General features: G+C 62.8%; 24 protein-coding genes and 1 tRNA gene. 11 read left to right on the top strand and 14 right to left on the bottom strand.

The genetic code is table 11. The annotated features are described in order from the left end of the window. Nucleotides 1-49 precede the first annotated feature (49 nt). From C7K55_RS04660 to queA, 3 genes are read left to right on the top strand one after another with little or no spacing between them, the layout of a single operon-like run. Complete coding sequence (locus C7K55_RS04660) at nt 50-1,387, top strand: dihydrolipoamide acetyltransferase family protein (RefSeq protein WP_106502262.1); 1,338 nt, start codon at nt 50-52, stop codon at nt 1,385-1,387. Nucleotides 1,388-1,400: 13 nt separating this feature from the next. Beyond that, nucleotides 1,401-3,266: an APC family permease gene (locus tag C7K55_RS04655; protein ID WP_106502261.1), complete on the top strand. Its 1,866-nt coding sequence runs from the start codon at nt 1,401-1,403 to the stop codon at nt 3,264-3,266. After that, nucleotides 3,263-4,381: a tRNA preQ1(34) S-adenosylmethionine ribosyltransferase-isomerase QueA gene (queA, locus tag C7K55_RS04650; RefSeq protein ID WP_106502260.1), complete on the top strand. Its 1,119-nt coding sequence runs from the start codon at nt 3,263-3,265 to the stop codon at nt 4,379-4,381. The genes C7K55_RS04655 and queA overlap by 4 nt, the downstream gene beginning before the upstream one ends. 65 nt (nt 4,382-4,446) lie before the next feature. Here queA and C7K55_RS04645 read toward each other — a convergent pair whose 3' ends face one another. The 3 genes from C7K55_RS04645 to C7K55_RS04635 all read right to left on the bottom strand — a co-directional run bounded on the left by C7K55_RS04645 (nt 4,447) and on the right by C7K55_RS04635 (nt 6,183). Beyond that, nucleotides 4,447-5,046 (bottom strand): superoxide dismutase, encoded by a 600-nt coding sequence (locus C7K55_RS04645; RefSeq protein WP_106502384.1) that lies wholly within the window; start codon nt 5,044-5,046, stop codon nt 4,447-4,449. Nucleotides 5,047-5,134: 88 nt separating this feature from the next. Further along, nucleotides 5,135-5,773 carry an FKBP-type peptidyl-prolyl cis-trans isomerase gene (locus tag C7K55_RS04640; protein WP_106502259.1) on the bottom strand — a complete coding sequence of 213 codons (639 nt, stop codon included), beginning with the start codon at nt 5,771-5,773 and terminating at the stop codon, nt 5,135-5,137. A 53-nt stretch (nt 5,774-5,826) separates the two neighbouring features. Then, nucleotides 5,827-6,183 (bottom strand): phasin family protein, encoded by a 357-nt coding sequence (locus tag C7K55_RS04635; RefSeq protein WP_106502258.1) that lies wholly within the window; start codon nt 6,181-6,183, stop codon nt 5,827-5,829. Nucleotides 6,184-6,231: 48 nt separating this feature from the next. Here C7K55_RS04635 and lnt point away from each other — a divergent pair, with 48 nt between their 5' ends. Next, complete coding sequence (gene lnt / locus C7K55_RS04630; protein WP_106502257.1) at nt 6,232-7,689, top strand: apolipoprotein N-acyltransferase; 1,458 nt, start codon at nt 6,232-6,234, stop codon at nt 7,687-7,689. Nucleotides 7,690-7,801: 112 nt separating this feature from the next. On the opposite strand, the gene C7K55_RS04625 is transcribed toward lnt, so the two are convergent. The 4 genes from C7K55_RS04625 to C7K55_RS14125 are packed head-to-tail and all read right to left on the bottom strand — an operon-like array spanning nt 7,802 to nt 9,040. Continuing rightward, nucleotides 7,802-8,191, bottom strand: coding sequence for a FluC/FEX family fluoride channel (locus C7K55_RS04625; protein ID WP_106502256.1), 390 nt, complete (start codon nt 8,189-8,191; stop codon nt 7,802-7,804). After that, nucleotides 8,188-8,577 (bottom strand): fluoride efflux transporter FluC, encoded by a 390-nt coding sequence (locus tag C7K55_RS04620; RefSeq protein WP_106502255.1) that lies wholly within the window; start codon nt 8,575-8,577, stop codon nt 8,188-8,190. The genes C7K55_RS04625 and C7K55_RS04620 overlap by 4 nt, the downstream gene beginning before the upstream one ends. A 44-nt stretch (nt 8,578-8,621) precedes the next feature. Continuing rightward, a complete protein-coding gene (locus tag C7K55_RS04615) occupies nt 8,622-8,921 on the bottom strand; it encodes a DUF2811 domain-containing protein (RefSeq protein WP_315856772.1) in 300 nt (99 codons plus the stop codon). Then, nucleotides 8,918-9,040 (bottom strand): hypothetical protein, encoded by a 123-nt coding sequence (locus tag C7K55_RS14125; protein WP_254969525.1) that lies wholly within the window; start codon nt 9,038-9,040, stop codon nt 8,918-8,920. Before C7K55_RS14125 ends, C7K55_RS04615 begins: the two co-directional genes overlap by 4 nt. A gap of 251 nt (nt 9,041-9,291) precedes the next feature. On the opposite strand from C7K55_RS14125, the gene C7K55_RS04610 reads away from it, so the two are divergent. Next, a complete protein-coding gene (locus tag C7K55_RS04610; protein WP_106502254.1) occupies nt 9,292-9,435 on the top strand; it encodes a chlorophyll a/b-binding protein in 144 nt (47 codons plus the stop codon). Between the two features lie 91 nt (nt 9,436-9,526). On the opposite strand, the gene C7K55_RS04605 is transcribed toward C7K55_RS04610, so the two are convergent. Further along, on the bottom strand, nt 9,527-10,189 hold the full coding sequence (locus C7K55_RS04605) for a class I SAM-dependent methyltransferase (protein ID WP_106502253.1): 663 nt from the start codon (nt 10,187-10,189) through the stop codon (nt 9,527-9,529). 126 nt (nt 10,190-10,315) lie between these two features. Between C7K55_RS04605 and C7K55_RS04600 the strand changes: the two genes are divergently transcribed. Genes C7K55_RS04600 through C7K55_RS04590 form a run of 3 tightly spaced genes read left to right on the top strand, consistent with a single transcriptional unit; the run spans nt 10,316 to nt 12,383 of the window. Next, on the top strand, nt 10,316-11,269 hold the full coding sequence (locus C7K55_RS04600; protein ID WP_106502252.1) for an orange carotenoid-binding protein: 954 nt from the start codon (nt 10,316-10,318) through the stop codon (nt 11,267-11,269). Nucleotides 11,270-11,313: 44 nt separating this feature from the next. Then, nucleotides 11,314-12,057 carry a fatty acid desaturase gene (locus C7K55_RS04595; protein WP_241518177.1) on the top strand — a complete coding sequence of 248 codons (744 nt, stop codon included), beginning with the start codon at nt 11,314-11,316 and terminating at the stop codon, nt 12,055-12,057. Then, nucleotides 12,057-12,383: a hypothetical protein gene (locus C7K55_RS04590; protein WP_338152863.1), complete on the top strand. Its 327-nt coding sequence runs from the start codon at nt 12,057-12,059 to the stop codon at nt 12,381-12,383. Before C7K55_RS04595 ends, C7K55_RS04590 begins: the two co-directional genes overlap by 1 nt. Before the next feature lie 3 nt (nt 12,384-12,386). Here C7K55_RS04590 and C7K55_RS04585 read toward each other — a convergent pair whose 3' ends face one another. Both C7K55_RS04585 and C7K55_RS04580 read right to left on the bottom strand, forming a co-directional pair. Next, entirely contained in the window at nt 12,387-12,590 is a 204-nt protein-coding gene (locus tag C7K55_RS04585; RefSeq protein WP_106502249.1) for a hypothetical protein, read from the bottom strand. Continuing rightward, on the bottom strand, nt 12,590-13,045 hold the full coding sequence (locus C7K55_RS04580) for an RrF2 family transcriptional regulator (protein ID WP_241518176.1): 456 nt from the start codon (nt 13,043-13,045) through the stop codon (nt 12,590-12,592). Before C7K55_RS04580 ends, C7K55_RS04585 begins: the two co-directional genes overlap by 1 nt. 403 nt (nt 13,046-13,448) lie before the next feature. Here C7K55_RS04580 and C7K55_RS04575 point away from each other — a divergent pair, with 403 nt between their 5' ends. The 3 genes from C7K55_RS04575 to C7K55_RS04565 all read left to right on the top strand — a co-directional run bounded on the left by C7K55_RS04575 (nt 13,449) and on the right by C7K55_RS04565 (nt 16,201). Further along, nucleotides 13,449-14,021 (top strand): HD-GYP domain-containing protein, encoded by a 573-nt coding sequence (locus C7K55_RS04575; protein WP_106502247.1) that lies wholly within the window; start codon nt 13,449-13,451, stop codon nt 14,019-14,021. Nucleotides 14,022-14,442: 421 nt separating this feature from the next. Further along, nucleotides 14,443-15,147 carry a DUF6088 family protein gene (locus C7K55_RS04570; RefSeq protein WP_206603474.1) on the top strand — a complete coding sequence of 235 codons (705 nt, stop codon included), beginning with the start codon at nt 14,443-14,445 and terminating at the stop codon, nt 15,145-15,147. Next, nucleotides 15,140-16,201, top strand: a complete 1,062-nt coding sequence (locus tag C7K55_RS04565) for a nucleotidyl transferase AbiEii/AbiGii toxin family protein (protein ID WP_161956120.1) — start codon at nt 15,140-15,142, stop codon at nt 16,199-16,201. The genes C7K55_RS04570 and C7K55_RS04565 overlap by 8 nt, the downstream gene beginning before the upstream one ends. A 149-nt stretch (nt 16,202-16,350) precedes the next feature. Here the strand turns inward: C7K55_RS04565 and C7K55_RS04560 are convergent. From C7K55_RS04560 to ftsH, 4 genes are all read right to left on the bottom strand, one after another. Continuing rightward, nucleotides 16,351-16,423, bottom strand: a tRNA-Ala gene (locus C7K55_RS04560). Between the two features lie 87 nt (nt 16,424-16,510). After that, nucleotides 16,511-17,140 (bottom strand): transcriptional repressor LexA, encoded by a 630-nt coding sequence (gene lexA, locus C7K55_RS04555; RefSeq protein WP_106502245.1) that lies wholly within the window; start codon nt 17,138-17,140, stop codon nt 16,511-16,513. Nucleotides 17,141-17,192: 52 nt separating this feature from the next. Then, entirely contained in the window at nt 17,193-18,146 is a 954-nt protein-coding gene (gene argF, locus C7K55_RS04550; RefSeq protein ID WP_106502244.1) for an ornithine carbamoyltransferase, read from the bottom strand. Nucleotides 18,147-18,156: 10 nt separating this feature from the next. Beyond that, complete coding sequence (ftsH, locus tag C7K55_RS04545) at nt 18,157-20,016, bottom strand: ATP-dependent zinc metalloprotease FtsH (protein WP_106502243.1); 1,860 nt, start codon at nt 20,014-20,016, stop codon at nt 18,157-18,159. Between the last annotated feature and the right edge of the window lie 56 nt (nt 20,017-20,072).

The following is a 20,072-nucleotide window of genomic DNA, read 5'->3' as shown; positions in this document are numbered from 1 at the left end:
CCCCTGGCGGGAGCCGCGTAAAATCAGCCGATTACACGGCAGACCTCCGTTGGCCACCCACGAAATCTTCATGCCGGCCCTCTCCTCCACCATGACGGAGGGCAAGATCGTGGAGTGGCTGAAGCAGCCAGGCGACAAGGTTGAGCGCGGGGAGTCCGTGCTGGTCGTCGAGTCGGATAAGGCCGACATGGACGTGGAGTCTTTCAACGAGGGCTACCTGGCGGCTGTGTTGATGCCTGCCGGCGGTACGGCGCCGGTGGGCGAAACAATTGGCCTGATCGTCGAAACCGAGGCTGAGATTGCCGAGGTGGCAGCCAAGGCCCCAGCGGAACCTGCTGTCGCCCCTGCCCCAGCTGCTGCACCTGCACCCTCCGCACCCGTAACCCCACCTCCTGCGCCTGCAACAGCCCCTGCCCCTGCAACAGCTGTGGCGGCTCCGGTGGTGGCTCCCGCGTCGACGGCCAGCGGCCGAGTGGTGGCCTCGCCGCGGGCCAAGAAGCTTGCCTCCCAATTGGGTGTCGATTTGGTTGCCCTGCGCGGCAGCGGTCCCCACGGCCGCATCCAGGCGGAAGACGTGATGGCTGCCACTGGTCAGCCGATCACGGTGCCGCGGGTTGCTGAGGGATCAGGCCCCGCCTACGCACCTGCCGCTTCCAATGGTGCAGCCGCGCCTGCCCCAGCTCCCGCCGGCGATGCCTTCGGCCGGCCCGGTGAGAGCGTGAACTTCAACACGCTGCAAAACGCGGTCAACCGCAACATGTTCGCCAGCTTGGCGGTGCCCTGTTTCCGGGTGGGATACACAATCACCACCACCAAGCTCGATGCTTTCTACAAGCAGGTGAAGCCCAAGGGCCTCACGATGACTGCCCTGCTGGCCAAGGCCGTGGGCGTGGTGCTGGCGCGCCATCCCCAGGTAAATGCAGCCACCAGCGCCGATGGCACTGCCATGGCTTTTCCCGCCTCAGTGAATGTGGCCGTGGCCGTAGCCATGGAAGACGGCGGCCTGATCACACCGGTGCTGGCCAACGCCGATAAGACCGATATCTATGCCATGGCCCGCAACTGGGCCGACCTGGTGGCGCGGGCCCGCAGCAAGCAGCTCCAGCCTGAGGAATACAGCACTGGCACCTTCACCCTCTCCAACCTGGGCATGTTTGGTGTGGATCGCTTCGACGCAATCCTGCCCCCAGGCACCGGCGCCATCCTGGCGGTGGCCGCCTCCCGGCCCGCAGTGGTCGCTGGCAAGGACGGTTCGATTCGGGTGGCCAATCAAATGCAGGTGAATCTCACCTGCGACCACCGCACTATTTATGGCGCCCAGGCGGCTGCCTTCCTCAAGGATCTGGCTCATCTGATCGAGACCAACCCAGAAAGCCTGGCGTTCTGAAGCCCCTATCGAGATGAAGCAGCCTGTGGCCCAACCATTGCTCCGCAGGCTGTTAGGCAAGCCTCTGCCTCGCGCGGATGCCTCCGCTCAGCGTCTGCCCAGTGTGCAGGCTCTGCCGATTCTTTCCTCAGATGCTCTCTCCTCGGTGGCCTACGCAACCGAGGCTGCGCTTGGGGTTCTTGTGTTGGCCGGCAGCCAGGCCCTGGGCCTGTCGCTGCCGATCACCGCAGCGATCGTTGTTTTGATCGCCATTGTGGTGTTCTCCTATCGCCAGACGATCGAGGCCTATCCCCAGGGGGGTGGCTCCTATGTGGTGGCCCGCGAAAACCTGGGCACCGGTCCTTCGCTGGTGGCGGCAGCAGCTCTTTTGGTGGATTACACCCTCACCGCGGCAGTGAGTCTGATGGCAGGTACTCAAGCCCTCTCCTCGCTTTTGCCAGCCCTGCTCCCCTACGAGGTGCCCTTGGCGCTGCTGCTGCTCCTGGCTGTCGGATGGGCCAATCTGCGGGGCCTGCGCGAAGCCGGCCAAGCGTTCACCGTTCCCACCTACGCCTTTGTGGTGATGGTGGCGCTGCTGGCGGTGTTCGGCCTCCACAACCTGGTGTTTGCCCATGGCTTTACGCCCGATGCGCCACCGGTGATCCGGGCGGTGGAGCCCCTGGGACTGTTTTTGCTGCTTCGTGCCTTCAGCTCTGGCTGCTCTGCGATGACTGGAATTGAAGCCATCGCCAATGGAGTTTCGGTGTTTCGTGAACCGGCGGCTCGCCGGGCCCAGGCCACCTTGTTGGTAATGGGGGTAATGCTGGCCGCCATGTTCCTGGTCGTCAGCGGACTTGCATTCCTCTACGGAGTGGCTCCTGATCCGGAGCGCACGGTGCTGGCCCAAATCGGCATGAGGGTGTTTGGCGCCGGCAGTCCAATGTTCTGGGCATTGCAGATCACCACTCTGCTGATCCTTGCCCTGGCGGCCAACACCGCCTTTGCGGGGTTCCCCCGATTGGCGGCGATGCTGGCCCATGACCGCTTCCTGCCCCGTCAGATGGGCTGGATTGGCGACAGGCTTGTATTTCAGAACGGTATCGCCGTGTTGCTGGTGACCACCGCTCTGATCATCCTCGTGTGCCGGGGTGACACCAGCGTGGCTGTGAACCTCTACGCCTTGGGCGTGTTCCTGGCCTTCACCCTTTCCCAGGCGGGGATGGTGGTGCGCTGGTGGCGGCTACGGGGCGCTGGCTGGCTGGGTCGATTGACGATGAATGCCTTGGGAGCACTTACGACCTTGGTGGTGCTGCTGGTGATCGTGGTGGGAAAATTTGCCGAGGGGGCTTGGATAGTGGTGATTGCTATCCCGCTTCTGGTGTGGCTACTGGCTCGCATTCGGGGCCGCTATCACAGGGTTTATGCGGCTATTTCCCTGCCAGCCGATGCACAGGGCACAGTGCGCTTGCCTGATCGACGCGACCCCGTGGGCAACTGCAGCATCGTCTGGATTCCTTCCCTGTCACGTCCATCACTTGACGCCCTGCGCTACGCCGCCAAGGTGTCGGATCAGGTGATTGGGGTGTGGGTTCGCTCCGAGGAGGACGACCCTGCAATGATCCGCCGCGACTGGCAGCGGCTAGTAGGCGAGTCGCCCGGAATCCAATTGCATATCTTGGCAAGCCCCTTCTCCTCGCTGGTTGATCCTTTTGTGGCATTCGTGGCGTCTGAGGAGCAGCTTCACCCAGACGTCACCCACACGATTGTGATGCCGATGGCGATACCTCGTTACAGCTTTGATTCGCTACTTCTCAATCAACGCGGCATCAATATGCACAGAGCCCTAGATGCCAGCGGCAATCGCGTTTTTACCCTCGTGCGCTACTACCTTCCGGCATGAGCGATTCCGCCGATCTACGGCTTTCCAGTTACGACTTTCATCTGCCAGAGGAACGCATCGCCCAACGGCCCGTGGAGCCGCGGCACGCCGCGCGGCTGCTGGCGGTGGAGGCCGCAGGCGTAGGCCCTGCGCCCCATGCTCGCCATCTGAGCGTCTGGGACCTGCAGCAGGAGCTGAGGCAAGGTGACCTGCTGGTGGTGAACAACACAAGGGTGTTGAGGGCTCGGCTGGAGGCGCGCCGGCCCAGTGGCGGCTCCGTGGAACTGCTGGTGCTGGAGCCTTGGCATGGCGGGCTGGGCCAGTGGCTCTGCCTGGCTAAACCCGCCAAGAAGCTCAAGCCTGGTGATTGGATCGAGGTGGTGGCCGAAGGCCAGACGCCGCTGCCTTTGCAGGTGCTTGGCAGTGACCCCGATACGGGCGGGCGGATTGTGCAGTTTCCGCTGGAGTGCGCCGATGCGGCGGCATTGGAGCCGCTGCTGGTGCAGTACGGCGCTATCCCCCTGCCGCCCTATATCCACGAGCACGACGAAAGCGACAACGAGCGCTATCAGACCCGCTACGCCGCCAAGCCTGGGGCTGTTGCTGCGCCAACGGCGGGGCTGCACCTCAGCGATGAACTGCTGGCGGCGATTCGCGCTCGGGGCGTGGAGCTGGCCACCACCACCCTGCACGTGGGCCTAGGCACCTTTCGCCCCGTGGAAACGGAAGATCTAAGCCAACTCCAGCTGCACAGTGAGTGGGTGGAGGTGACCCCAGAGCTGGTGGCGGCGGTGGCCGCCTGCCGCGCCCGTGGCGGCCGCGTGATAGCCATCGGCACCACCTCGGTGCGCAGCCTCGAGGCAGTGGCCCAGCTGCATGGCGGCGAGCTGCGGCCCCACACGGGGCCGGTGAATCTGGTGATCCAGCCGGGCTACAGGTTTGCCGTGGTGCAGGGGCTGCTAACCAACTTCCACCTGCCCAAGAGCTCCTTGCTGCTACTGGTGAGTGCCCTGCTAGGCCGCGAGCGCCTTTTGGCTCTTTATGCCGAGGCGATCGAGCGCCAGTACCGCTTCTTCTCCTATGGCGATGCCATGTGGATTGCGCCGGAAGTGGTGCTCAGCTCGGCAAGGCCATAAAAAAAGCCCCCGGGTTCTCCGGGGGCTTGGCCTCAATGACGTTTGAACGCCTGGAGGGGTTCGACTCAGGCGGCAGCCAGGTTCGCAGCTACGAAGTCCCAGTTCACCAGCTTCTCGAGGTAGGTGGTCATGTAGTCGGGACGGCGGTTCTGGTAGTCGAGGTAGTAGGCGTGCTCCCACACATCCATGGTGAGCAGGGCCTTCTGGCCGTGGGCTAGGGGCAGGTCGGCATTGGCGGTCTTGGTGACTTTCAGGGTGCCGCCATCGAGCACCAGCCAGGCCCAGCCGCTGCCGAACTGGGTGGCACCGGCGGTTTTGAACTGCTCGACGAAGGCCTCGTAGCTGCCGAAATCAGCATTGATCTTGTCGGCCAGGGCGCCGGTGGGCTGGCCACCACCACCGGGCTTCATGCACTGCCAATAAAAGCTGTGGTTCCACACCTGAGCTGCGTTGTTGAAAACGCCAGCCTTGCCAGCATCACCAGCCACTGCGGTGATGGTGTCTTCCAGGCTCTTGTCCTCCAGGTCGGTGCCAGCCACCAGGTTGTTGAGGTTGGTCACGTAGGCAGCGTGGTGCTTGCCGTGGTGAAACTCCAGGGTGGAGCGGGAGATGTTGGGCTCGAGCGCATCGAGGCCGTAGGGCAGCGCGGGCAGCGTGTGAGCCATGGAGAGGAAAAAGAAGAAGGGGTGGGCAGGAGGGGCGGCGCGCCAGCATCCAGCCAGAGCGCCCATCCTAACGATCCCAGCCCGCAGCTCAGCCGCCGATGCGCAACAGCTCCACCTCGAAAGTGAGGGTGGCGTTGGGGGGGATAACGCCGCCGGCGCCACGATCGCCGTAGGCCAGATCGGGTGGAATCACCAGCTTGCGCTTACCGCCCACCTTCATGCCAGCCACACCCTCATCCCAGCCCTGGATCACCCGGCCGCCGCCAAGGGGAAAGGAGAAGGGACCGCGGCCGTAGCTGCTGTCGAATTCCGTGCCGTTGGCCAGGGTGCCCCGGTAGTTCACGGCCACGGTCTGGCCGGCGATGGCTTCGGCGCCGTTGCCGACTACCAGGTCGGTGATGCGCAGGCCGCTGGGGGTGGTGCGCTCTTTGGGAGCGTTGAGTTCACCGCCGAGGCCGCTGGCCTGGGCGATCTCAGCGCCGTTGGTTTGATCGTTTTCGCTGGCCATCACAAAAAGGGTGGGGTTGGGGTCGTCGGGGTCGAGCTCGAAGCTGCTGCTCACGGCTGGCCGCGCTTGGGCTGAAAACAGGGAGGCCATGGCTTGGCCACCGGCGCTGGCCGCATCAACTCTGGCCGCGTCAACCACGGTGGGATTGACCAGCTGGCTCACCAGAGCCAGCAGCAGACATGCCACGCAGACAGCGGAGCTGATCAGGATGTCGCGCATGGGACTCCAAGTAGTGGACTGATTCTGACGGGCAGACGGATAGCCAGGGCTGATCAGTCGGGAATTTCGATCTCGCCAGGCATTTCATTGCCTGGGCGCTGACGCAGGCTGCGTTCAAGCCGGTCGAGTCGGCCCCGCAGCTCATCAAGTTCGCGCTGACGGGCCAGTCCTAGGTCTTGCAGGAGCTGGTCTTTATTGCGCTCCAGCTGGCGCTCGGCCTGCTGCTCTAGCTCGGGGGTTTCGCCCCGCAGGGCTTTGAGTACGTCGTCGACGAGGGCTGGAGCCTGGCTGGGATCGAGCTTGCCGCTGCGCACCCAGGCCTGGGTCACGCTGCGCAGCCGCTCTGACACCAGGGAGGTGGTGCCGAGGCCGCGCAGCAGCAGTTGTTGGAGGGGGTTGTTCGGATCCATGGCGGCTTGATTCCCCAGACACCCTGGCGCTTCCTACTCTTGCTTGCCATGGGCAATGACCGGCTGGGGAGGTGGTGGCTGGCGCTGGCCTCGGGTCTGCTGGCCGGGCTGGCGCTGCCGCCTCTGGGCATGCCTCCCCTGCTTTGGCTGGCCCTGGTGCCCCTGTGGGCCCTGGCTGGCTCAGCCCTCGGCGCTTGGGGTGGGGCCCTGTGGGGCGCTGCCGCCGTGCTGGTGAGTCACCGCTGGTTACTGGGTCTCCATCCCCTCGATTGGATCGGCGTACCAGGCCCCTTGAGCCTGCCCCTGGCCCTGTTGTTGCTATTGCTGTGTGCCCTGGCGGGAGCACTGCTGGTGGTCCTCTGGGTGCTGCTGGCGCGGCGCCTGGACCCGCGCCGCTTCAGCAGCGCCCTGCTGTTAGCCGCTGGCTGGGGGCTGGTTGAGGTGCTGCTGGCCAAAGGGCCCCTTTTTTGGCTGGGGCTGGGGGCTGCTGCCCTACCCGGCGATCGCCCCTTGGCGGGCTTGGCTGCCCTTGGTGGTGGTGGCCTTCTGGCGGCGGTGCAGTTGCTGCTGGGTTGGTGCCTCTGGCGCTGCTGCACCGCCCCCCAGCGCCGCCGCTGGCTTGTGGTTACAGCCGCTGCCGTGCTGCTCAGCCACGGCGCCGGTGCTGCTGCCCTGGCGGCCATGCCCCTGCGGGGGGAGGGCGGCAGCGAGCGAGTGCTGGTGCTGCAGCCGGCGATTCCCACCCGCCGCAAGTTTCAGTGGGACCAGCAGCAGCGGCTGCAGCAGCGCCTGGCGTCCGCGCTGGCGGAGGCGGCCCAGCGCTCGGTGGATGTGGTGGTCCTGCCGGAGGGGGCCCTCGGTCTTGAGCCCCAGCTGGCGCAGCCGGTGCCGGTGGAGCTGATCAGCGGCGGCTTCCGCTGGCAGGAGGTGGCGGGGGAGCCTGAGCAGCGCAGCGCCCTGTTGCGCCTGGCGCCAGGGGAAAGCCGGGCCAGTAGCTGGCTCGATAAGCATCGGCTGGTGCCCCTAGGGGAATGGGTGCCCCTGGCAAACCTGGCTCGCTGGAGCGGCCTTTCGGCCGTGGGGGGCCTGCAGCCAGGGGCGCCGTCGCGGTTGTTACTCCGGCCAGCTGGCGCCATCGGTGGGGCAATTTGCTACGAGCTATCCGATGGGGCCTCCCTGGCTGCCGCCGCCCGCGATGGAGCCGGCTGGCTGCTGGCCAGCGCCAACCTCGATCCCTATCCGCTGCTGCTCCAGCAGCAGTTTCAGGCCCTGGCCCAGCTGCGGGCCATCGAAACGGGCCGCTGGCTGGTGAGTGCCGCCAACACAGGGCCCAGCCTGCTGGTGAATAGCCGGGGCCTGCCCGTGGCCTCGCTGCCTTCCGGGCGGGCAGCCACCGGTGTGTTCACCGTGCCCCGCCTGCAGGCCCCCAGCCCCTACGACCGCTGGGGAGAGCTTCCCTTGCTACTGGTGCTGGTGGGGGCGGTGCTGCGGCGCGCCAAGCATTGACTAAGTGGTCCTTTTCAAACGAGCCGTGTTTTTAGGGACAAGGTGCAACGTCTGACAGCTCACAGGAGCGCTGCTCATTGGTTTTTTGGCATTGCCGCCCTATCTCGCCGCCCTATCTCGCAGACGTATCTCGCAGACGGTGGCTCAAAAGCATCCCAATGGTGTGGCCAAGGGCGACCAAAGCAACGCCACCGGCGAGGCTCGCCAGCAGCAACAGCGCGCTTTCCCCTGGTTTGCCGGCCTGCAGGGCCCTTGTCAGGTCCAACATCCAGGTGCAGAAGGTGGTGAGGGACCCGCAGAAGCCGATGCCTGCCCACAGCATCAGCCTTTTGCGCTGGCTGGCTTGGGCCAAAACCACCCCGAGCAGTAGGCAGCCCAGCATGTTGGCGACCACATCGGCATCCAGCTGCCAGCGCAGTAGGGCGCCGGGGATGGCGCCCCCGGCCACTAGGGCCAGGTCGCGCAAATCGCCCTTCAGGCTGCGGCTTGGCAGGGTGCTCATGGCTGAGCGCCCAGGCTGAGGCCCGCCAGCATCGCCAGCAGCCCTCCTGCTACCGATCCTCCTGCGAGCACGGCAGCCTCGCGCCAATGCCGCTTGCCCAGCTCGCTCCAGAGCTCGGCGCTGAAGCTGGAGAAGGTGCTGAAACTACCCAGGAAGCCAGTGCCCAATAGAAGCAATGCTCTGCGGGAAGCTTCGCCGCAGCTCTGCTCTAGGCCCACAATCAGCCCTAGGGCAAAGCAGGCGATCACATTGACCCCAAAGGTGCCCCAGTGCCGGCTGGGCAGCACGGGCTCCAGGTGATCCACCACCCGGAAGCGGAGCCAGGCGCCGGGAACGGCGCCGATCGCCACCAGGAGGGCATCGGCCTCTGATGCTCCTGCGGCCATTGCTGTCCAACAACGCCTTGCCAGTCTGCCCCCGGCAAGGGAGCTCAGGGTCTGGTTGCGGTGGGATCGGGTTCTTGGCGGCGGAATAGTCCGTCGAGGTAATGGCGAGCCACGGCCCGGTCTGGGCAGCCGTGCTGGAAGAGAAAGCCGGCCAGAGCTGCCTGCATCAGGCGGTATTGATCCCACTGCGGGTGAACCCGGACAAACTCCCGCATGGCGTCGTACAGCTCCTCAGGGAACTGGTTTTCGACCGAAACAAAGGCGGGGGCGTGGTCTGGGATCTGCAGCATGGCGGCTTCGGCCTGGGTCCCCCCATCACCCCACGCCAGGCGCGCATCCGTCAAAGGCTGACCCGGGAGGCGAGTCCGGCAAGACGCACGGCCGCCAGCACCGGCCCATGGGCGCTTTCGGGGTTTGGGAGCAGCGGCTTCAGGCTCGGAAGTGTTGCTTGGAGACGCGTCAAGGGGAGGGCCGTTTTCCCCATCCAGAATCAAAAGGATCAGGACGAGCGGCCGATATTGAGCCGCCGTTCTGTGGAAAAACCTACGCAAAGCTGGGGATAAGGGCGCTTGGCTGGGGAAAAGCCCACTGCTCAGCAGTGGTGATCAATCCCGGGCTGGCCTGCAGGAACCCCTATGGCTGGCCCCGATCGAGCGCAACCATGGCTTCAAGATCTGTTACGGTCACTTCAAGTTTCGTAACTAACGAAAATTTATGGGTGAATCCACAACTCGCTTCGGTTTTGTCGCTTTCGCTGAAACCTGGAATGGTCGTCTCGCCATGCTCGGTTTCGTGATCGGACTTGGCACCGAGCTCCTCACCGGCCAAGGAATCCTGGGCCAACTTGGTTTGGGCTGAATCCATTCGGGCTGGGTGCATCAGCCCTCTGAGCTTTTCCCCGGACAGTAAATACTGCCCGGGTTTTTTGTCTGCAGAATCTGCTGGTTGCCTAGCTGGCAATCTGCTTGGCGGCAATCACCGCCAAGAAAGGATCGCCTTTGTGGCCAAGCCAGCCGAGAGCTCCTGGAGCTGCTGTCTCTTCCGCTACCAGTTCCGGCCTGCCCCAACCTTGAGCCATCAATACTTGGGCCACGTAGGCCAGGTGATCACGGTCGCCGCCGTCGGTCCAGATCTGGGGCGCTTTTTGAAAGAACATCCGGTTGCTGAACGCCACGATCACTTCACCCCTGGGCCGGACCACCCGCAGCAGCTCCGCAGCTACAGCTTCCGGTTGTTGAAGGTATTGCCAGCCGGCCACGATCAGAGCCACATCAACGCTTTCGTTGGCTAGCGGTAGCTGCTGATCAACGTTGAGGTTTTGCACCCAATGGCGATCAAGGCGCGGATTGGCTTTGAGCTCTTCGGCATTGAGGCCATGGCCGATCACCTCCTGATAGGTGATGTCCTCTGGCAGATGGCTCACCCAGCTGCTCATCAGATCCAGCACGGTTGCGCAAGGGGGGATGCGCTCGCGATATAGGGAGGTCAGCCGGGCGCGGAAGCTGGCATCAAGGTGCTGTACGAAGCGGGGCTCGGCGTAAAAAAGAGCGTCGTCTGAACGATCGAGCTTGTAACGGTCGGCTTCGTTAAGCACCGGTACGGGCGCAATCATGGTCAGGAGTGGGGTGTTTGGAGCAGAATTGGATCATGGCGGAGCTGCAAAGCGGCTGCGACTTATCAGATCTGGCTCCTTGGCGCTAGAGTCTGCAAATCTCCTTAACAATTGGATCGTCGCCGCATGTTCACGCTTGAGAAGGCAACCCAGATCTTTCCCGATACAGCTTCAGCTGACGTCGTGCCTGCGATCACGGCCCGCTTTCGCTTGCTGAGCGCCGAGGACCAACTGGCTCTGATCTGGTATGCCTACCTCGAAATGGGCAACACGATCACCGTTGCCGCCCCTGGCGCAGCGCGGATGCAGTTTGCCGAGCCTGTGCTCAACCAGATCAAGGCGATGAGCTTCGCTGAGCAAAGCCAGGTGATGTGCGAGCTTGCCAATCGCGCCGATACCCAAATCGGCCGCACTTACGCCTGCTGGTCGGTGAACATCAAGCTGGGCTTCTGGTACCAGCTGGGAGAATGGATGGCCGCCGGTTTTGTTGCTCCGATCCCCGATGGCTATCAGCTGTCGCCTAACGCTTCTGCGGTGCTCAGCTCAGTTAAAGCTGTCGATCAGGGTCAGCAGATCACCCTGCTGCGCAACTTTGTGGTGGATATGGGCTACGACCCCGCCAAAGGCGAGGGACAGCGGGTCATGGAGCCCATTGCCGCTCCCACTCCCCAAGAGCAGCGCAAGCGGGTGTTCATCGAGGGCGTTATCAACCCAACGGTGAACAGCTATATGGACCTGCTGAACGCCAACGACTTCGACAACCTGATCGAGCTGTTTCTGACGGATGGTGCCCTACAGGCCCCTTTCCAGAAGCCAATCGTGGGACGTGACGCGATTCTTCGCTTCTTCCGTGAAGACTGCCAGAACTTGCAGCTTCTTCCTGAGCGCGGTTTCGCTGAACCCACTGAAGGCAACTTCACCCAAATCAAGGTGACTGGCAAGGTCCAGACCCCCTGGTTTGGAGCCGGCGTTGGTATGAACGTTGCTTGGCGTTTCCTGCTCAACCCTGACGGCAAGATCTACTTCGTGGCCATCGATCTGTTGGCTTCCCCTGCAGATTTGCTGAAATTCGGCCGTTGAACGCAGCCAGCCGCAAGGGGCTTCTGCTTGCAGCACTGATAACGATGGGTTGGCTGGTCAGCCTTGCTGGCCTGCTGAGCTGGGATTTAAATGCCACCCAGCTGGCCAGACCATGGGTCTGGCTGGCCATCTTTATTGGAGTGGTTGGCCGCACCCTGCTGCAAACAGGCCTATTCATCGTTGGTCACGACGCCATGCATGGGGTGTTGTGGCCCCATTGCCGCAATCGCAATGCCTTGCTGGGCAGGATCGCCCTGGGCCTATATGCGGCGCTTCCTTATCAAGCCTGTTGCCGCAACCATCAACACCACCATCTATTCACCGCTAGCGCCTCTGACCCTGATTTCCACGGGGATCCAGCCGCAGGGGCCATCGCTTGGTATGCCCGCTTCATGGCTGGCTATCTCACCTGGGGCCAGATGGGCCGGTTACTTATGGGCTGGACAGTGTTGGCCTTGATCGCCTGCCGCTTGGCTCCATTCGGCTGGCTGAATGTGCTGCTGTTTTGCACCTTGCCCCTGCTGCTCAGCTCGCTGCAGTTGTTTGTTTTCGGCACCTACCTGCCCCATCGAGGCCAGCGTTTGCCCCAGCGTCGCCCCCACGCCGATAGCCTCGAACTGGCTCCCTGGCTTTCGTTACTGGCCTGTTTCCACTTCGGTTATCACAGGGAACACCACGACGCCCCGACGCTTGCCTGGTTTGAACTTCCGGCCCAGCGGCGTAGGTCTCGCAGCAGGCTGAGTCCCCGACTAGCCTCGCTGCTAAGGGAGAGGGCTCAATTCACATGATGGACACTATGCTTGAGGGTTGGACAGATACGGAGCAGGCAGTTGCCCGCGAAGCCTTCGACCGTGCTTACACCCGGGCAGTGCAGCAGCTAGTGGCTCAGGTGCGTGCTAAGGCCGACGAGCTTGAGGATGCTGAAACCGTATGGCAGCTGCACGATTACCTCAGTATCGAGCGCCACACGATCGAAGGTCGGTTTGATTTCCGCCTCGACGGCATCCTGTTCGTGTTTGCCAGCTTGGTTAAAGACAGCCTGCTGCAGCTCGACGAACTGAATGGTCTAGAAGCCGAGAAGCTGGCCAAGATCGTGGCGATGTCCCGCTTCTAGCCCTCAAGTGATTGAGCGGTTGCGCTGATCGGGCATTGGCTTGGGGCTGGGCGGCTCAAAGGCAGGCAAGAGGCTGTTAACCCCCAGCATCACGAAGCCAAGGGCCCCAAGCAGGGCCAGCAGCCTTAGCAACACGGGACGCCCCTGGTCGATGGGCCAGTCTTCTTGATCCTCCATTGATGGAGGCAAGGGCTTGCGGTTGCGCATCAGATGTAGAACATCGGCAATGGCTGCTTGAATGCATCGTGCTCGCGCAGCAGTTGGGCCAGGGTGGTTGCGGTGAGAAGGGCTTCCTTGCTGGCATCCAGTTTTTGGTCTAGAGCCGCAAGCACTAGGAAGGCCGGGTCATCTGGTTCTCTTTGCAGCTCCGTGTTGCTGCTGCCTTCCAGCGCAGCCACTACATCGGCCACGGTGATGTTGTCTGGATTGAGGGCGAGTTGAAAGCCACCCTTCGGTCCGCGGATGCTGTTTAGCAGTCCGGCCTTGCGCAGGCCGGTGAGCATCTGCTCGAGGTAGCGTTCGGGAATGGCATGGCGCTTGCAGATCTCGCCGGTTTGAACCAAGGCTCCAGAGGCGTAAGCCCCGGCGAGGTCTATGAGGGCGACCAATCCATATTGGGTTTTGGCGCTGAAGCCCATGGGCTTGCAATGGTCAACTGCCATTCTGCCAGCTAAACAACGCTGGGTGGGTAGGAAATCCCTAAGGGCAGTCAACTGATTGCGGCAAAAGCCCCAAAACAAGAGGAGGCTGGTGAGAGCGGAGATCTGTGTAGGCCGTCTCCCCTATTTCCTTATGGCCGCAAGCCATTTGCCTAGATAGGCTTTAGGGGTTGGGGGAGAAAAGATAGTGACGAAGCAGGAATATCTAATTCAACGGTCGTTGTAGGAGTCGGAGTAGCTCTAATGGCGTCTTTTTGAGTCTGCCCAAGATGGCATTTGGATAATTTATGCGTTGACTGGCTTGATTATGAAGGTCAATCCCTAACTCTGCGATCTACTTGGTTGTCCCTCTGCTGAAATTGGGGGGCTTGAAGTTGTGGGAGATTGGCGGTGAAATTTGTAAGCAATGTCTATTCGGTTGGCGAAGCTATATGCCGCTGGCAATACTCACCGAGTGGCGGGTCTTGCCGAGGCGATTGGTCGAGGGCTGGGCCTAGATGCAAGCACCATGCAGGGTTTACGCATTTCTGCACTTGTGTACGACATTGGCAAGATTGCAATTCCCGCAGAGTTATTGACCAAGCCCATCGCCTTGTCTGCTTGGGAAATGGCTCTGATAAAGAGCCATGGGGAGGTGGGATATGAGGTGCTTAGTGAAATTGATTTTCTCTGGCCGGTGGCTAAGGCGGTGCGTCAACACCACGAGCGTCTCGATGGCAGCGGCTACCTTCACGTGCTTGAGGATGACGCCATCATTGTCGAGGCCAGGATTCTGGCGGTGGCCGACACCGTAGAAGCGATGACTGCCAACCGTCCCTATCGCTTTGCCAAAGGATTGGTGGAGGCGTTGGAGGTCGTCAGTGCGGGCAAAAATACCCTGTTCGACGGCGCTGTGGTGGAAGCTTGCCTGGCGCTGTTTCGGGAAAAGGACTACTCCTTCCCCCAATCTTTGACCCGCCACGGTGGCAGCTCTAGCTGAACTTCTTAAGTGAGCTAGTGGGTTGCCCCCCGGCAGCTCATCGGCCAAACATCAAAAAAACCAGGGCTGAACTCCTGCATGCCATGCAATAAATGCCACCCTTCCAGCCCCCTGATCGCCACTGGTAAAGCCATTGCATTGCAGTCGATTTGGACAAGATCTGTGGTCAAGTGGATGTCTCTGGATGCATCGGTTTTGCGCTTTTTTGCGCTAGGTCTTGCGCTACTGCCCGCCCGCTCGCTGGACGCCGATGGAGGGCCCCTTCTTCCCTCCACCCCAATCACCTGCCCCGGAGCGCGTCGACGGCCAAGTCAAGAGCACCGGTCTCACGGAGGCGATGGCAAAAGCTCTGTAGACAGGGTGTCAGAAACTTGTGTAGGCTCCTGACACCCCAGGACATAACAGGACCTATCCAGGCGTCATGGCTGTTCCGAGCGAGAAGGCTGTTCCGAGCGAGAAGGCTGTTCCGAGCGAGAAGGCTGTTCCGAGCGAGAAGGCTGTTCCGAGCGAGAAGGCCGTGCTGAGCGAGCAGATCCTTGAAGCGGCAGGCAAGTGCCCTGAGGGATTCCTGCTGGCTGCCAAGCAGTTCCTTGCGCTGGGCAAGCGCGATGCGGTGGACCAGGCCCTGCGGCGCCTGGCGGCCCGGGGCAAGCTTGTGAAGATCACCCGCGGCCGTTACGCCCTGCCCGTTTGCAGTCGCTTTGGCACCAGACCACCGGCGCCGGAGGCGGTGATGGGCTGGCTCAACCAGGAGGGCGTTCAGCAGTTGGTGAGCAGTGGTGCTGCCGCTGCCAATGCCCTTGGCCTCACCACCCAGATGCCCGTACAGCAGATCTATCTGTCCCGCAGCCGGAGCCAGAAGCGCTATGTCTTCGGCAAGCAGCAGGTCACCATCCGTACGGCAGCCGCCTGGAACTTCCTGCTGGCCGATCGCCCTGCCGGCCAGGCGATCCGCGCCCTGACCTGGCTCGGCCCTGATCAGGCTTCAGCAGTTCTGCCGAAGCTCCGAACCGTGCTGCCTCCTGAAGAATGGGAAGCCCTGCTCTCCGTCAGCGCTGAGCTGCCCTTGTGGCTGGCTGAGCTGCTCAGTGAACAAGATCAGGGACCGCTGGAGGTTCGTGGCTGAGTCCTGGTTTGCTCTTTCCGCAGAGGATCAGAAGGAAGCCTTGGCGGTGGCTGCTGCCGAATCCGGCTGGCCTGCCTATCTGCTTGAGAAGGACATCTGGGTGGTTTGGGCCCTGCAGATCCTTGGCACAGATCAGCAACTCCTGCAGAGCCTCACCTTCAAGGGCGGAACCTCGCTCTCCAAGGCCCATGGGTTGATTGACCGCTTCTCGGAGGACGTTGACCTCACCGTCAACATTCAGCACCTCTGGCCGGATGTCGACCTGGCGCCGGCAGTCAATCCAAGCCAGGCCGAAAGGCGCCGTAAGGCCGCCGACAGCAAGCTCAAGCAATGGGTAAGCGAGATCCCCATGCCACTGCTTCAAGGGGCTGTCTCGGCCGCAGGCATCCCGGTGAAGCTGACGCTCAAAGCGGCGGAACTAAGGCGCCGGCAGCCACCCACCATCGTTCTCAACTACCCACCGCTGACCCCGCCGCCTGAGGGCACCTACGGCTACGTGCGGCCAACGGTGCTGCTGGAGTTCGGTGCCCATTCCACCGGCGAACCGCATGGGCCGATGCCCATCACCTGCGAGGCAGCCGCCCACCTGGCCATGCTCGATTTCCCGACTGCCAGGCCACTGGTGATGGACCCGAAGCGCACGTTCCTGGAGAAGGCCGCGGCGATCCATGTCTCCTGCCGAAGAGGCCGTTGGGGCAGCGGTGAGGGCGACCGTTATTCACGGCACTGGTATGACCTTGATCGCCTGGCCCGGGCAGGCATCGCGGAGGAGGCCGTTCGCGATGGCCTCCTCACCGCAGAAGTGGCTCAGCAAAAGGAGGATTTCTGGCGTGCCACGGATGCCGATGAGCAGCCCATCGACTACCTCTACGCCCTCAGCGGCAACCTGCAGCTGGTCCCGACCGATGCCGCCCGGCAGGCACTGGAGTCTGACTACACGGCCATGGCTGACTCAGGGATGCTGCGCGGTGAGTTCCCGAGCTTCCCGGAGCTGCTGGAGCGGATCAGTCAGCTGGAGGAGCACTGCAATGCCATCGCGCGCTCCCTCGCCTGAGCAGCCGAACCATTCCGATCCGGACCCATTCGGGGCCGTCGCTTGCCTCAGTTTTGAGCTTGATTTTACGCTTTTCGGCCCCGCCGGGCATGCCAGCGACCCCCTGGCCTACAAAAAAGACCCCTTGTAGCGCAAGGAGTCTGACGGAATGGAGCCAAGCGGATTCGAACCGCTGACCCCCTGCATGCCATGCAGGTGCTCTACCAGCTGAGCTATGGCCCCTATAGGACGCAGTGGCAACGGAATGCTGGTCATTCCGCTTGGCTTGTGGCCTTGCCTGGCGCGCACTGAGCTTACAACGCCATCCGTTTAGACCTGGCGCCAGACGGCCACTAGCTTGCCCTGCACCGTTACCTGGTCGGCGGGGAGCACGATTGGGGCATAGGCGGGGTTGGCTGCTTCCAGGGTCACCGTGGCGCCGCTGCGGTGGAAGTGCTTCAAGGTGGTGCCACTGCCCGGCACCAGGGCGCTGACGATCGTGCCTGCTTTGAGCCGGCTCGGGTCGCTGACGGGCTCGAGCAGCACCACGTCCCCGTCGGCGATGTGGGCGTCCACCATTGAATCGCCGTTCACGGTAAGGGCAAAAAGGCCGCGGGTATCGAGCACGGGGGCCAGGTCGAGGCGCTCCTGGATGTCGTCGAAGGTTTCAACCAGGCCGCCGGCGGCCACGGCGCCGAGCACTGGGATGCCGCTGGCCATGCCGCCCAGGAGCTGCAGGGTGCGGGCTTGGCCCTCTTGCCAGGTGATCCAGCCCTTCTGCTGCAGGTGGCGCAGGCGGCTCTGGATCGGCGCCGGAGAGCGCAGCCCCATCGCTTCCATCATTTGGCGGATCGAGGGACTGTGGCGGTTGCTGCCGATGTAGTCGCTAAGCCAGTCGTATAGCTCTTGCTGGGCAGAGGAGAGCTCCTGCTGGACTTGGTTGTTGCTGGGATGGGGCACGGACGCTACGTCGCTGATACAGATGTACCGCCTCGCGGCCTGTTTGTCCAGCTCAGGTGCTGTCGAGTAGGGCTGCCAGTAGGGCTTGTTGGGCGTGGAGGCGGTTTTCGGCCTGGTCAAATATGCGGCTGGAGCTGCCCTCCATGGCGCCAGCGCTGATTTCCAGGCCGCGATATGCCGGGAGGCAGTGCAGCACGATTGCGCTTGGATCTGCTTCTGCCACCAGCTCTTCGTTGAGACACCAGCCGGCGAAGGCCCTTTGCCGCTCTGCCTTTTCCTCCTCCTGCCCCATTGAGGCCCACACATCTGTGTAGAGGGCGTGGGCGCCACGCACGGCAGCCACCGGCTCGTGCATCACCACCACCTCGGATCCGCGAGCAGCAGCTAGGTGGCGTGACTGCTCAAGCACGGTTGCATCTGGTTCAAATCCCACCGGGCAGCCGATGCGCACATTCACCCCGAGCAGGGCGCCGCAGAGCATCAACGAGTGGGCCACGTTGTTGCCGTCGCCCACGTAGCTGAGGGTCAGGCCCTTCACTGCTCCGAAGACCTCCTGCAGCGTCAGGTAGTCGGCGAGGGCCTGGCAGGGGTGCTCCAGGTCGGTTAGGGCATTGATCACCGGGATCGTGGCCCAGTGGGCGTACTCTTCGAGTTCGCCCTGGGCGAAGGTGCGGATCGCCAGGGCATCCACGTAGCGGCTCAGCACCCGCGCCGTGTCGGCCACCGGCTCACCGCGGCCTACCTGGCTCACCTGGGGATTGAGATCGATGGTTTGGCCACCAAGCCTGGCCATGGCCACCGAGAAACTCACCCGAGTGCGGGTGGAGGCCTTGCTGAAGATCAGTCCAAGGGTTTTGCCGCCTAAATCGAAACTGCTGCTGCCGGCCTTTAGGTCGGCAGCCAGCTGCAGCAGGGACTGGGTCTGTTCGCCGTTGAGGTCGGACGAGGAGAGCAGGTCCCGCCCGCGCAGCTCTGCCAGGGGTGGATAGGCACTGATGGCAGCCATGGCTCAACTCCTAGGGCATGACGCTGCTTGCCAGCAGCTCCTTGAGGTCATCACCTTCGATCACCTCCTTTTCGAGGATCTTCTCGGAGATCGATTCGAGCAGCCCCCGGTTGTGGTTAAGGATCGCCAGCGCCTTGTTGTGGGCGTTGTCGACAAGGGAGCGAACCTCCTTATCGATCGCTTGGGCCGTGGCGTCACTCACCACCCGGCGGGGGTTGTTGTTGCCGCCGAGGAAGCGGCTGCCGCCCTGCTTGTCGTAGGCCAGGGGGCCGAGGGTTTCGCTCATGCCGAAGGTGCCCACCATCTGCTCGGCGATGTCGGTGGCGCGTTGCAGGTCGTTGGCGGCGCCGGTTGTGACCTCACCAAACACCACCTCTTCAGCGCTGCGGCCGCCCAGCAAGGTGGCAATTTGACCTTCAAGGTCTTCTTTGGAATTGAGGAAGCGCTCTTCGGTGGGCAGCTGCAGGGTGTAGCCCAAGGCGCTCATGCCGCGGGGCACGATCGAGATCTTGGCCACCTTGCTGCCGCCGGGCATCAGGTGCCCCACGATCGCGTGGCCAACTTCGTGATATGCCACCACTTTTTTCTCATCGGGTTGCAGCACCCGGCTCTTCTTCTCCAGACCAGCCACCACGCGCTCAATCGCCTCGTTGAGGTCGCCTTGCTCCACCTCGGTGCGATACGAGCGGGCGGCGAGCAGGGCTGCTTCGTTCACGAGGTTGGCCAGGTCGGCGCCGGCAAAGCCGCTGGTGGCCTGGGCAATTTTGTCGAGGTCGACGGCGCTGGAGAGCTTCACCTTCTTGGCGTAGATCTCCAGAATCAACTTGCGACCAGACAGGTCGGGGCGATCCACCAGCACCTGGCGGTCGAAACGACCTGGGCGCAGCAGCGCAGCATCAAGGGTTTCGGGCTGGTTGGTGGCTGCCAGCACGATCACCGGCTTGTCCTGGCCGGCAAAGCCATCCATCTCTGTGAGCAGCTGGTTGAGGGTCTGCTCGCGTTCGTCGTTGCCGCCGACCACACCCATCGAACCCGATCGGCTCTTGCCGATGGCATCTAGCTCGTCGATAAAGATGATGCAAGGCGCTTTTTTCTTGGCTTCTTCGAATAGATCGCGCACTCGCGCAGCGCCAGCACCAACGAAGAGCTCCACGAATTCGGAGCCGGAAATGATGAAGAAGGCCACGCCTGCTTCACCTGCAACGGCCTTGGAGAGCAGGGTTTTGCCCGTGCCGGGAGGACCCACCAGCAGCACACCTTTGGGAATGCGGGCGCCGATGGCGGCGTAGCGCTCGGGTTTTTTGAGGAAGTCGACAATCTCTGCCAGCTCGGCCTTGGCCTCATCCACGCCAGCAACGTCGGCAAAGGTGACCCGTGATTCCTCATCGGGCACGTAAACCTTGGCCTTGCTCTTGGTGAAGCTCAAAGCTCCCTGGGCGCCACCGCCCATCTGGCGGCGGGCGAAGAATTGCAGCACCAGGATGAAGATCAGCGGCGGCACCACCCAGCTCAAGGCGGTGGTGAGGAAGCTGGGCTTCTGGGGGGGCGCGGCGGCGAATTCCACCCCGTGCGACTCGAGCCGCTGGGGCAGATCCATGTCGAAGATCGGCGTGGTGGAGAGCACGGTGGGGGCCCCCTCCTCCTCGGGCTCCTTGAGCTCGTAGCGGATCTGGTCTGAGGTGATGTAGGCCCGCTTGACGTTGCTGCCGTTCACCTGGTCGATGAACAGGGAATAGGGCACCCGCGGCACCTGGGCGGCTGGATTGGGCAGGAAGTTGCTGAACAGCAGCAGCACACCAAAACCGATCAACACCAGGTTGATGATTCCGAAGCGGCGGTTAGGGCGGTTGTCGTCCTGGCGGATCGCCATGGTGCGGCAGCCAAAGGTGCACCCAAACTAGGGCTGTGGTCCCCTGGCCGTTTCGG

It is taken from the genome of Cyanobium usitatum str. Tous, assembly GCF_003011885.1.
GTDB classification, from domain to species: Bacteria; Cyanobacteriota; Cyanobacteriia; order PCC-6307; family Cyanobiaceae; genus Cyanobium_A; species Cyanobium_A usitatum.
Note: the sequence above shows the minus strand (reverse complement) of the source record. Positions and strands in the feature narration are given on the sequence as shown.